Consider the following 12,366-nt stretch of genomic DNA (forward strand, 5'->3'; position numbering starts at 1 on the left):
GGCGGTCTCGTGACGCAGCTTGTCATCGAAGGCCCTGGCATGTCGGTGACCCTCGATCCGGGCCGTTCGTACCGGCTGGGCCGCGACCCGGGGGCGGACATCGTCGTCAGCGCCGAGCGCGTCTCGCGTACGCACGCCGTGCTGCGGTTCGAGGGCGGACAGTGGATCCTGGAGGATGCGGGCAGCAGCAACGGCACGTACGAGAACGGCCACCGCGTCCAGCGGGTCGTCGTCGGACCGGGAACCAGGATCCACCTCGGAGACCCGGCGGAGGGCGAACTCATCGGCTTCCGCGCTCCGGAACTGCCGGCGACGCCCACAGTCCGCTTCCCGCGCACCGGGCAGTGGCGTCAGCCGGCCGCCGTCAGGAACGTCGGCGGCGCGCAGGTCGTGCGCATCGGCCGGGCGCCGGACAACGACATGGTCGTCACCGATCTGCGGGTGTCCCGGCGACATGCCGAGCTCCGGATCACCGGCGGCGTCCACGAGATCGTCGACGTGGGCAGCGGCATGGGCACCTATGTCAACGGCCGGCGCGTGCGGCGCGCCCAGATCTCCCCGGACGATCTCATCGGCATCGGGCCGTCGACGTTCCAGCTCGTGGGCGACACGCTCATGGAGTACGCCGACACGGGCGAGGTCTGCCTCCAGGCGCACGACCTCACCGTCACCGTGGGAGGCGGCAAGGTGCTCCTGGACCATGTGTCGTTCCCGGTGGGCGAGAAGTGCCTGCTGGCGATCGTCGGCCCCAGCGGCTCGGGCAAGTCCACCCTGCTGCGCGCACTCACCGGGTTGCGCCCGGCCGACCAGGGCGTCGTCACCTACGACGGACGCGATCTCTACCGCGACTACGCCGAACTGCGCTCGCGGGTTGGCCTCGTGCCGCAGGACGACATCCTGCACAGCCAGCTCACCGTGCGCCGCGCCCTCATCTACGCCGCGGAGCTGCGCTTCCCCGACGACACCCGGCAGCACGAGCGGAAGGCGCGGGTCGACGAGGTGCTGCGGCAGCTCGGGCTGGACAACCGCAAGGACAACCGCATCTCCTCGCTGTCCGGCGGACAGCGCAAGCGCGTCAGCGTCGCCCTGGAGCTGCTGACCAAGCCGTCCCTGCTGTTCCTCGACGAGCCGACCTCCGGCCTGGACCCGGGGCTGGACAAGTCGGTGATGCAGATGCTGCGGGGCCTGGCCGACGACGGCCGTACCGTCGCCGTCGTCACGCACAGCGTCGCCAATCTGGACATCTGCGACCGGCTCCTGGTGATGGCGCCGGGCGGGAAGATCGCCTACTTCGGGCCGCCTGACGAGGCGCTGCCGTTCCTCGGCTTCACCGACTGGGCGGATGTGTTCCTGGCGTTCGACGACCAGGCCAGGGACTGGGCCGGCGAGTACGCGCGATCTCCGCTGCACCGGAAGTACATCGCGGCCGACCTGATCGCGCCGGTCTCGGCGCGGCCCTCCGCGCAGCGGGAGATCCCGCCGAAACCGCAGAGCTGGCCGGAGCAGCTCAGCACGCTGGTGCGCCGCTACTGCCGGAGCATCGTGGCGGACCGGCTGTTCCTCGGCATCACCATCGCCCTGCCGATCATCATGGGCCTGCTGGCCCGCGTCGTCCCGACCGGCGACCTGAAGGGACCTCCGAACAGCAACGGCAACGCGGCGAACCTGCTGCTGATCCTGTGCATCGGCGGCTGCCTGACCGGCGCCGCGAACGCGGTGCGCGAACTGGTCAAGGAACGCGCCATCTACCAGCGAGAACGGGCGGTCGGGCTGTCCAGATCGGCCTATCTCTGCTCCAAGCTGCTCGTGCTCGGCCTGATCACCGTGGCACAGGGCATCGTGCTGACCTACGTGGCGATGCTGAACGTCGAAACGTACGACAAGGGGGTGTTCACCGCGCCGTTGACCGAGCTGTCGCTCGCCGTCGCGCTGCTGTCGTTCACCGCGATGACCGTGGGCCTGCTCATCTCCGCGCTGGCCAAGACCAGCGAGATGACCATGCCGCTGCTCGTCCTCGTCACACTGATCCAGCTCGTCTTCTGCGGGGCGCTGGTACACCTGGACGGCAAGCCGGTGATGGAGCAGATCTCCTGGCTCGTACCGGCTCGCTGGGCGCTGGCCGCGCTGGCGGGCACGCTCGACGTGGGCCAGCTCATCCCGCACGTCCAGGATCCGCCGGACCCCTTGTGGAGCCAGGACTTCGGCACCTGGTTCCTGGACATGAGCGTCCTGGCCATCCTCGCGATCGTCTTCGCCTTCCTGGTGGCCCGCATGCTGCGCCGACACGAGCCGGCGGTGATGCGCGGCAAGTGACCGGTACTTCCGGACAATCCGCGCTCACCGATGGTTGACGTGACGGTCGAGATCGACTAAACGGGTGTCATGATCCGTAGAGCATGGTTACCACTGGCGGTGGCGGCGAGTTGCCTGGTGGCGTTCGCGCCGCCCGCGTCCGCGGAGCCGGACGAGCCCACGACGGCCGCGGCCCCGACCACGAACGGGGCCCGGCCGCCGAAGGTGACCAAGGGCCCGTGCCAGTACACCGAGACGCCCGACGACCCCGCCGTGCGCGAGGTGCCGCTGCCGCCCGACCCGCGCCGCACGCCCACCCGGCCCGTCTCCGCCGTGCTGAAGACGAACCACGGCGACATCGGGATCACCCTCGACCCGGTCAAGGCGCCGTGCACCGTGCAGAGCTTCGTCCACCTGATCCGGCACCGGTTCTACGACGTGACCTCCTGCCATCGGCTGACCGCCTACGACCGGTTGAAGGTGCTGCAGTGCGGCGACCCCAGCTTCACCGGCGAGGGTGGGCCTGGCTACCGGTACAAGGACGAGCTGCCCACCGACCTGCCGCCGTGGCCGGGGGATCCGACGGGGGAGCGGAAGACGTACGCGCGCGGTGTGCTGGCCATGGCGAACGCGGGGCCGGACACGAACGGGAGCCAGTTCTTCCTGGTGTACGGGGATTCAGGGCTGCGGCCGGGCTACACCATCTTCGGCACCGTGGACGCCGCCGGGCTGGCCGTGCTGGACCGGATCGCCGCGGGTGGCATCCAGCCGACACCCGGGGATCCGGCGCCGCCGGTGGACGGCAAGCCGGTGCTGCCGGCGAACATCGAGCGGGCCCGCGTCTGCCGCTAGCTGGATCCGGCCGCGGAGGTCCACGGCCGGATCCAGTACAGCTCCTCCCAGAACGTCGACAGGATCACTGCAACCCCAGGTGAATCAGGGCAGAGCCTCCCAGTCCCCGAACGGACTGTCGGCTCCCGGCGCCGATTGCTTGCGGGCATGAACAACGCCATCGGTGCCGATGGCGAACATCACGGCAGCCCCACTCGCATCAAGAGTGGCCGCAGGGTAATCGACAATGGTTCCGCTGAGGTCGGCCCACGCGCCATAACCGCTGCCGTTCGCGGTCAACTGCTTGGTCATGCTGACCCCGGTCCCGGCGTTGCGCTCGAACATCAGGATCCGCGCGTCCGGACCAGCCGGTGTGGTGACGAGAGCGGGCTCACCAACCCCCGCGTGTCCCCCGATCACAGCAGGCGTGGTGCTCCAGGGGCCACCGGCGACGAGCTGGTAGCTGACGACCATCTCAGCGGTGCCGGCGCGGCGGTAGGCCACGTGGAGACGCCCGTCCTGGGACAGAGCGATCGAGGGCGGGCTGGCCGGGGTCATCGACGGGACGGTGGTGGCGAAAGTGAAACTGCCATTGGGTGTGGACTGATACCAGCGCAGCAGTCGAGTCCTGGAACTGGCGAACACCTCAATGAGACCCAGTGGCGTGGTAACGGCGGTGAGGCCGTCCTGCACGTCAGTGCCGCCCCGGTTCTGCCACGCGCCCCAGCCGCCGTTGGCCGCGGTCTGGACGCGGCTGCTGACCCCGCCGTTGCCGTTCTTGACGAACAGCTGCATCCGGCCGTTGGCGTTGGAGGCGACCACGGGCAGGCCGATCTGTTCTTGGATCTCCCAGTCCGTGTGGGGATTGCCAAGGTCGGTCCAGCTCCCTGTCCAGGCGCCATTGGCCGCGGTCTGGGACATGGTGACGATGTGGTGGTCGGTCATTCGCCTGGCGAAGATCGCCAGGCGGCCGTCGGCCTGCTTGCCCACGCTGATCGCGGGCGCCAGGGCGCCGCCCGCGCCGGCCAGCACGTGCGGGCCGTCCCACGCTCCCAGCAGGGTCTGCCCGTAGGTGTTCACCACACCGTTGCGCACCACGAAGATCTGGGGTCGGCCATCAGCGTTCCGGCCCGCCCAATGGGTTCCCCTGGCCCAGCGGTAGTACATCCGGGTAGGCCACACGTTCGGGTCGAACGCGTGGTCGTATTGGATGTAGTGATCGATGATCGCGCTCTTGCGGGCGCTGATCGCGGTCGTCAGGTTCATCGGCGCGTCGGCGATGTTGTAGTCGCGGTAGTTCACCAGCAGAATCGGCAAGCCTGACGCCTGGGCCGCGTCCCCGGCCAACCGTCCCGCGGCCACATGGTCGCCGTGGCCCGGGTCGTAGCGGTTGTCGACGATGGGGTCTTGGGCGCGCAGCACGTTGGGCTGGTAGTGGTTCATCAACCCCGCCAGGACGGCGATCACGTCAGCGCGCTCGTACGTGTACGACTCGCTCACCAGGCCGTCCTCGGGGATGATCGTGTGATCGACGAAGTCGTCCACCCAGTTGAACCAGCCGATCTCGTTGTCCCGCATGTTCATGAACACCAGCTGGATCTGCGGATGGTCCGTGAGCGTGTACCGCTCGACCTGCCGATTCGCGATCGTCCAGGCCACCCCGGTCCACTCCTCCTGGGCGGCCGGATTCACGTCCGGCACCCCCGTCATCCGGGCGTAGGCGTCCAGCATGCCGCGCTGCCGATTACGGGCCCGCTGCTCGTCGGTATCACCGTCTCCAGTGACCTGCCCCGCGGTCAGGAAGACCGTGACGTTCGCCGCCCCCGACTGGATCGAGTCGTCGATATCGGGGTTCATGAACAAGATGTCGTCGTCCTCATGCGCCACAATCTGCATGAACGCGCCGGGTGCGATGGTGGGCGTGGCGACGGCCACTCCACCCATCGGCACCACCACGACAAGCGCTGCGAGCGCGGCTAACAGCCGCATCCATAATGACGTAGTCCTGCCTTCGCGCATGTGCTTCCCCCCACGCGGGCCGTACCGAACAAAAGATTTTCGTGGCCCAAAGTCGAATAGTGAATAGTCTGCAACCCGGGGGCAAGGGGAAGCCTGATAACAACTGCGTAACACACTTCAAAAGGAAGATCATTTAACAGGCGAGATGGCTCTGGCCTGGGAATATGTGCTGGCGAGGTTGCAGCTCGATCGCTCCGGTGGCCTTCGGCGTGAACGAACAGGTACGCCTGGCGTATTGCTTTTGCGATTGGATGAATGGTGAGTATAAAATAGAAATAAAATTCACGAGGGAAGCGATCTGTCGAAGAATTTTCCCACCATTGGGCTCATCGCCTGCTCGACCCGGTGAATCCATTCCGCTGTTGATGTGAATTTGACGGCCGGTCAGAAATCCGACGACATCCGCGACTGGTCAGGTCCCCTACGCTCTCGCCTCCTCGGGGCTCAGGGTGCCCGCATCATTTGACGTCGCCGGCCTCGGTGCCCGCGCCTTCCGGCTGTACTCGACGAGTCGGGCGTTCAGTATGCGCGACCGGAGGTTGTTGACCAGCGTGGCCGTGACCAGGCAGTCGGCGACGACCACGATCCAGCCGAGCCGCAGGCCGGGGTCGATGCCGTCAGTGTCGCCGCGTCGAGTCATTTTCGACCGCGACAAGGCGAAAGCCCGGAACATATCCGCTGAAGCTGGGCTTCCACCTGTTGTCAGGACACTTGGCGATTATCAGGATGATGTCCCTCATGCCCGCCAGAGTTCCGGCAGCCGCGCGGTCGAGCTCGCACGTGCTAAGGCAGCTTGGGTGGCTCGACGCCAGAATCTGGAAATCCCGCGGAGCACTTGTTCGTGGCCGTGCAAAAGGTTGTACGTGTTGTCGCTCATGGTCAAGACTGCCTCCTAGGTGGGCGAAATCGTATGCCTGCATCGTGATGCGATAGTCTCGGCTGGATGTCTAAAGACCGGTCGGCCAGGCGGTCAGTGCCTACCATGCGGGACATCGCCGCTGTGGCTGCCGTCTCGCAGAGCACCGTGTCCCGTGTCCTCAGTGGCGCGCCCACCGCCGTGCCCATCGCGGAGGAGACTCGCCAGCGGGTGCTGCGGACCGCCCGGGAGCTGGGCTATCGGCCCAACCCGCTGGCTCGCGGGCTGCGCGGCGCCTCGACGAACCTCATCGGTGCGGTGGTGCGCGACTTCAGCGATCTCTTCTTCGCCGGGGCGATCGAGGCGCTCGTGGTCGAGTCGATGGCGCACGGCTACAACGTTGTTCTGGGCCACGTGCCGGGCCGGGCGGGCGATGAGGCGCTCTCGCTGACCACCGTGCTGGAGACCCGGCACACCGATGCGGTGGTGCTGCTCGGTGACATGCAGCAGCATCCGCGGTTCCTTGCCGACCTGCGCAACTCGATCGTGCCGGTGGTCGCGCTCTGGCCGGGCACGAGCCCGCACGAGTTCCCGACCGTTGACGCCGACGACCGGGCCGGCATCCGGGCCGGCCTGCGCCATCTGGTGTCACTGGGACACAAGAGGATCGCCTACATCAACGCTGAGCTTCCCAATGAATATCGGGCGCGGGAGGATGCCTACCTCGATTTCATGCGTGATCGATTCGGCGCCGTGCCGCCGGGCTATGCCGAGCGCAGCCCCAGCACCTTGGCCGGCGGCGATGCCGCGCTGCGGCGCCTGATGGACCGGCCCGACCCGCCCACGGCGATCGCCGCCTCGACCGATGTGGTGGCCGTGGGCGTGCTGCACGCCGCGCACAGCTTGGGCGTGACAGTGCCGGATTGCCTGTCGGTCGTCGGCTTCGACGACATCGTCATCGCGGCGCATACCGTGCCGGCCCTGACCACCGTGCGGATGCCGATATCGGAGATCGTCGGCTACGCCGTTACGCAGGCGGTCAGGCTGGCCCGGGAACCGGCCGACGCCCAGCGCCTGCCGGCTCTTGAGATTTTCCAGCCGGAATTGATAGTGCGGGACTCGACCGCACCTCCTGCGCTGAGCTGAAACCGATCATGCCAACGCTTATTTGACGGCTCCGCTCATCAGACGGGGGCTCGCCCCGTCGACGAGGGCGGCTTCGACCACGTCCGTCGGTACGGCTTGGATCGCGGCGACGAAAAGGATCATCCCGAAGCCGATCACCTTCCAGACCACGGAGGCGCTGATCGCGAAGTTGGAGACGCCGGCGTCCACGCCCAGCCACAGCACGGGCTTGTCGATGATCCCCAGATCGAGCAGCGCCCGGTTCACCAGACCGAAATCGGTGCTGAAAAGCCAGTACCAGAGCAGGCTCGACACTCCGAGACCGATCACGACCGGGATGAAGACCACCGTCCGGGTGACCCGGCGCAGGGCGGTGTTCCTGGCGGTGAGCAGTGCCAGCAGATAGCCGCCAATGATGAGGAATGGAGTTATTAGCGCGGTGTAGAGCAGGGCGAAGGCTCCTCCTGGCCGCAGGCGGTGGCTGCGAGCAACGGCACCGCCGCGGCCGCCCGGACAGGCCGCCTGGGATGGGTCCTCATGTGCCAGGCTCCTCTCTTCGGAGTGGACCGGTGTTGACACGACCCCCTGCTGATGGGAACGTAACCATGAATACGATTGCATTAAATCGTTTTCATTTTGTGATTCGGGAGTCACCGGCTCACTGGTGGAGCCAGGTGTGGTCATATTGCGCCTCCCCTCTGGCGGCCTCTCAGTTCTGCGCATTGCTGTAGCACCACGCAATTCCCACGCTTGCCGGGCGGACTGTTAACGCAACCACGGCCATTCGTCAGGTGACATATGACCCGCAGCATTCTGGGGCGCCTGGGGTTCGCGACTTACCGACGATGACGGAGATCAGCGCAGCTGAAGGGAGATCGTCCATGCCCAGTAGCGCCCGCATCCGAAACAGACTCGCCACCACCGTCAGGGTCGTCCTCGTGGCCGTTCTCGCCCTGGGAATGAGCCTGGCGGCCGTGCCCCCGGCGCAGGCCGCCGGCGGCGGGCCGAGCATCACCAAGAAGCGGTTCGGGATCCTGCCCAACGGCAAGAAGATCGACATCTACACACTGCGGAACTCCAACGGGATGCGGGTGAAGATCCTCACCTACGGCGGCATTCTTCAGTCGATCGAGGTCCCCGACAGCGGGGGCAAGTTCGCCGACGTGACGCTCGGATTCGACAACCTGTCCGACTACGTGAAGAAGAGCCCGTACTTCGGGTCCATCACCGGCCGGTACGCCAACCGCGTCGCCAAGGGGCGGTTCACCCTGGACGGCAAGACGTACCGGCTGGCCACCAACGACGGCCCCAACCACCTGCATGGCGGCAACAAGGGTTTCGACAAGCAGGTCTGGCAGGCCCACCCGGTCAAGCGGCACAACAGCGTGGGGCTCGTGCTGACCTACACCAGCCCGAACGGTGAGGAGGGCTACCCGGGGACGCTGCGTACCAAGGTCGTCTACACGTTGACCGACGACAACCAGCTCCGGATGGACTACCGAGCCACCACCAGCAGGCCCACGATCGTCAACCTCACCAACCACGCGTACTTCAACCTGCGCGGTGAGGGCAACGGCACGATCCTCGGCCACGAGCTGCAGATCAACGCCTCCCGCTACACGCCGGTCGACAAGACGCTCATCCCCACCGGAAAGATCGCCCGGCTGGGCGGGACACCGCTGGACTTCCGCCGGCCCACCGCCATCGGCGACCGCATCGACAGCGAGAACCAGCAGATCGTGCGAGGCGGCGGGTACGACCACAACTACGTCCTCCAGAGCCACGGGCGGGGCCTCAAACTGGCCGCCAGGGTCGTCGAGCCGGACAGCGGGCGCGTGCTCGAGGTCATCACCGACCAGCCGGGCCTGCAGTTCTACTCGGGCAACTTCCTGGACGGCACGCTGCGCGGCACCAGCGGCCGCCTCTACCCGAAGCGGTCCGGCTTCGCTCTGGAGTCGCAGCACTTCCCGGACTCGCCCAACCACGAGAACTTCCCCTCGACCGTCCTGCGGCCGGGCGAGGTCTACCGGACCACGACGATCTACGCGTTCTCCACGGTGTGACAACTGCGTGAAATCCCCCGCCGATCTCATGAGGCAGGATCATGAAAGACATCCATCCGAAGGTCGAGGAGGCCCTCGACACACTCAACCTGAACCGGGTCGCGCGCCGTCGCCTCCTGTCCGGGGCGGGCCTGGTCAGCGCCTCGGCCGCCGCGGCCGCGCTGCTCAGCGCGTGCACCAGTGACTCGGGCGGGAACAGGCCCGCCGCCTCAGGCGGCACCGCGGCGGCGGCCGGGGCCGGGGACTTCCCGTCCACGCCCAAGTGGAAGTTCGTCTTCGTCTGCCACGTCACCACCAACCCGTTCTTCACCCCCACCCAGTACGGCGCCCAGGACGCGTGCGCGCTGCTCGGCACCGAGTTCCAATGGACCGGGTCGAAGGACTCGATCGTGGCCGAGATGGTCAACGCGACCAACACCGCCATCTCGGCCAAGGCCGATGGGCTGGGGGTGGCGGTCGTGGACAAGGCGGCCTTCAAGGAGCCGGTGAACCGTGCCCTGGACGCGGGTATCCCGGTGGTGTCCTACAACGCCGACGGCGCCCGTGACGACAAGGGGACCAGCCGGCTGGCGTACATCGGGCAGGGGCTCTACGAATCCGGCTACGCCCTGGGCCAGCGGGCCCTTCAGCAGGTGGACTCCGGCGACGTGGTGGGGTTCATCGCCACCCCGGGCGCCCTGAACATCCAGCCCAGGATCGACGGCGCCGCCCAGGCGGTCAAGGACTCGGGCAAGGCGATCACGTTCCAGTCGGTCGGGACGAACGCCGACATCACCAAGGGGCTGTCGATCATCGACGCGTATGCCCAGGGGCACCCCAACCTGGCCGGGATGCTCGCCGTCGACGCCGGATCGACGCAGTCGATCGGGCAGGTCGTCAAGAAGTACAACATGCGATCGAAGAAGCTCAAGGTGGCCGGCGGCTTCGACCTGGTGCCCGAGACGCTGACGGCCATCAAGAACGGCGATCTGGACTACACCATCGACCAGCAGCCGTACCTGCAGGGATTCCTGCCGGTGCTCTACCTCTACCTGTACAAGCTCTCCGGCGGGCTGCTGTTCCCGTCGGAGACCAACACCGGTCTGCTCTTCGTGACCAAGGACACCGTGGGGCCGTACCAGACCACCAAAACCCGCTTCGAGGGCTCGGACACCGCCCAGAAGCTGGTCGAACGGTCCGGCGCCATCGCTCACGCCTCCTAGAGGCGTTGATCGGGAGTTGAGACGTACGGCTTGCGTCCGGGGAACGCGCGGGGCGCAAGTCGTACACCCAGCCAATCCATGTGGAGGAGGGCGAGGTGCCCGACATCAGCGATGGTATCCGCGAGTCGCCGGCGCCCGCGGAGGTGGCCGGACGGCCCGCGGGGAACGGGGCGCGGCGCGGCGCGAACCGGATCCTGCTGCGGATCAGGGACGAGTTCCTGCGGCGGCGCGAGGCGAGCGTGCTGGTCGTGGCGCTGGCACTGGGGGCCTACTTCGCCTCGGCCTCCGAGGCGTTCCTGACCGGCGACAACATGGTCAACATCACCCAGGCGGCCGCGCCGAGCGCCATCGTCGCCTGCGGCATCGTGCTGCTGCTGGTCAGCGGCGAGATCGATCTGTCGGTCGGGGTGGTGGCGGCGCTGGCGCCGTTCATGATGCACTACGCGATCGACTACTGGGGGGTTCCAGGTGTCCCGGCGATTCTGCTCGCCCTGCTGACCGGGACGGTTATCGGGCTGGGGAACGGGTTGGTCACGGTCGTGCTGAAAGTGCCCTCGTTCATCACCACGCTGGGCACCTTCTACCTGGTGACCGGGATCGTGCTGACCACGTCCGGCGCCTATCCGGCCGAGATTCCCGCGTCGGTGGACAACCGGATCGGGCAGTGGCTGGGGGCGGCCAACTGGGCGCATCTCGTGTGGGCTCTGGTGATCGTGGCGTTCTTCCACGTGCTGTTCACGCGTACGCGGTGGGGGCTGCACACGATCGCCGTGGGCGGGAACCTGCTGGGGGCGCAGGAGGCGGGCGTCCGAACAGGGCGCATCAAGGTCGGAAATTTCATGATTGCGGGCACTTTGGGGGCTCTTGCCGGGATATTGGAAGCCTTCCGGATTCACACGATCGACCCCAACCTCGGTGGCGGCACCGGCCTGATGTTCACCGCGGTCTCGGCGGCGGTCATCGGCGGCACGGCCCTGGCCGGCGGCTCCGGGACGATCATCGGCGGTGCCCTGGGAGCGCTGGTGCTGGCCGAGCTCCAGAACGGCTTCAACCTGATCGGCATCTCCGCCAACCCGTATTTCCTGATCCTCGGCGGCGCCATCCTCCTGGCGATGATCGCCAACGTGTACCTGAGCCGACTGAGAAGGGCGGGCAAGACGACGTGACCTCTCCGAACGCCGACTCCACTGGTGCCGTCGACGTCCTGCGCGTGGAGCACGTCTCCAAGCGCTTCGGCACGGTGACCGCGCTGCGCGACGTCAACATCCACCTGACCAGGGGCGAGGTACTCGGCCTGATCGGCGACAACGGCGCCGGCAAGTCCACCCTCATGAAGATCATCTGCGGCTTCCACCAGCCCGACGCCGGCCGCATCCTGCTCGACGGCGAGGAGGTGTCCTTCAAATCCGTCGACCACGCCCGCTCACTCGGCATCGACACCGTCTACCAGGACCTGGCGTTGATCAACGAACTGAGCGTCTACCACAACATGTTCCTCAACCGCGAGCCGGTGATCTTCGGCTGTCTGCTGAACAACCGCAAAATGCGCAGCCTGGCTCGCGAACACCTCAACGACATGGGCGTCAACATCCCGTCGGTGGATGTGGAAGTAGCCAAACTGTCGGGCGGTCAACGCCAGGCCATCGCCGTAGCCCGCTCCGTCTACTCCCGCTCCAAGATCCTCCTGCTGGACGAGCCGCTGGCCGCGATGGGTGCGAAAGAGGGCGTTCAGATCCTCGACCTGGTCCGCGATCTCAAATCCCGCGGCGAAGTCTCCATAATGATCATCGCCCACAACTACGCCCAGGTCCTGGAGGTCTGCGACCGGGTCAACCTCCTCCAGCACGGCAGCATCACCTTCGACAAACCCACCGCCCGGACCTCCGTGAAGGAACTCACCGACCTGGTTGTGGAGGAATACCGCGCCGCTCGCACCGGGGTTCGGTCCGGCCCCACCCCTTGAGAGCGGGGCGAGGCG

General features: G+C 67.0%; 10 protein-coding genes. 7 read left to right on the plus strand and 3 right to left on the minus strand.

Annotated features, from left to right (window positions below; genetic code table 11):
• Window positions 1-9: 9 nt before the first annotated feature.
• Window positions 10-2,313: an FHA domain-containing protein gene (locus AB0B91_RS10995; RefSeq protein WP_358318101.1), complete on the plus strand. Its 2,304-nt coding sequence runs from the start codon at window positions 10-12 to the stop codon at window positions 2,311-2,313.
• Between the two features lie 69 nt (window positions 2,314-2,382).
• The gene (locus tag AB0B91_RS11000; protein WP_358318102.1) at window positions 2,383-3,144 is read left to right on the plus strand and encodes a peptidylprolyl isomerase; all 762 of its coding nucleotides are present in this window, start codon (window positions 2,383-2,385) and stop codon (window positions 3,142-3,144) included.
• A gap of 84 nt (window positions 3,145-3,228) precedes the next feature.
• On the opposite strand, the gene AB0B91_RS11005 is transcribed toward AB0B91_RS11000, so the two are convergent.
• Both AB0B91_RS11005 and AB0B91_RS11010 read right to left on the minus strand, forming a co-directional pair.
• On the minus strand, window positions 3,229-5,142 hold the full coding sequence (locus AB0B91_RS11005; protein ID WP_358318103.1) for a PIG-L family deacetylase: 1,914 nt from the start codon (window positions 5,140-5,142) through the stop codon (window positions 3,229-3,231).
• A gap of 421 nt (window positions 5,143-5,563) precedes the next feature.
• Window positions 5,564-5,782 (minus strand): hypothetical protein, encoded by a 219-nt coding sequence (locus AB0B91_RS11010; protein WP_358318104.1) that lies wholly within the window; start codon window positions 5,780-5,782, stop codon window positions 5,564-5,566.
• 342 nt (window positions 5,783-6,124) lie between these two features.
• Between AB0B91_RS11010 and AB0B91_RS11015 the strand changes: the two genes are divergently transcribed.
• A complete protein-coding gene (locus tag AB0B91_RS11015) occupies window positions 6,125-7,144 on the plus strand; it encodes a LacI family DNA-binding transcriptional regulator (RefSeq protein ID WP_358318105.1) in 1,020 nt (339 codons plus the stop codon).
• 18 nt (window positions 7,145-7,162) lie between these two features.
• On the opposite strand, the gene AB0B91_RS11020 is transcribed toward AB0B91_RS11015, so the two are convergent.
• Window positions 7,163-7,807: a sugar ABC transporter permease gene (locus AB0B91_RS11020; protein ID WP_358318106.1), complete on the minus strand. Its 645-nt coding sequence runs from the start codon at window positions 7,805-7,807 to the stop codon at window positions 7,163-7,165.
• Between the two features lie 197 nt (window positions 7,808-8,004).
• On the opposite strand from AB0B91_RS11020, the gene AB0B91_RS11025 reads away from it, so the two are divergent.
• From AB0B91_RS11025 to AB0B91_RS11040, 4 genes are all read left to right on the plus strand, one after another.
• Window positions 8,005-9,186: an aldose epimerase family protein gene (locus AB0B91_RS11025; RefSeq protein WP_358318107.1), complete on the plus strand. Its 1,182-nt coding sequence runs from the start codon at window positions 8,005-8,007 to the stop codon at window positions 9,184-9,186.
• A gap of 41 nt (window positions 9,187-9,227) precedes the next feature.
• Complete coding sequence (locus tag AB0B91_RS11030; protein ID WP_358318108.1) at window positions 9,228-10,388, plus strand: sugar ABC transporter substrate-binding protein; 1,161 nt, start codon at window positions 9,228-9,230, stop codon at window positions 10,386-10,388.
• 95 nt (window positions 10,389-10,483) lie between these two features.
• The gene (locus AB0B91_RS11035) at window positions 10,484-11,554 is read left to right on the plus strand and encodes an ABC transporter permease (RefSeq protein WP_358318109.1); all 1,071 of its coding nucleotides are present in this window, start codon (window positions 10,484-10,486) and stop codon (window positions 11,552-11,554) included.
• Window positions 11,551-12,351, plus strand: coding sequence for an ATP-binding cassette domain-containing protein (locus AB0B91_RS11040; RefSeq protein ID WP_358318110.1), 801 nt, complete (start codon window positions 11,551-11,553; stop codon window positions 12,349-12,351). Before AB0B91_RS11035 ends, AB0B91_RS11040 begins: the two co-directional genes overlap by 4 nt.
• The last annotated feature ends 15 nt before the right edge of the window (window positions 12,352-12,366 follow it).

Source organism: Nonomuraea sp. NPDC049141 (genome assembly GCF_040648415.1).
GTDB lineage: Bacteria > Actinomycetota > Actinomycetes > Streptosporangiales > Streptosporangiaceae > Nonomuraea.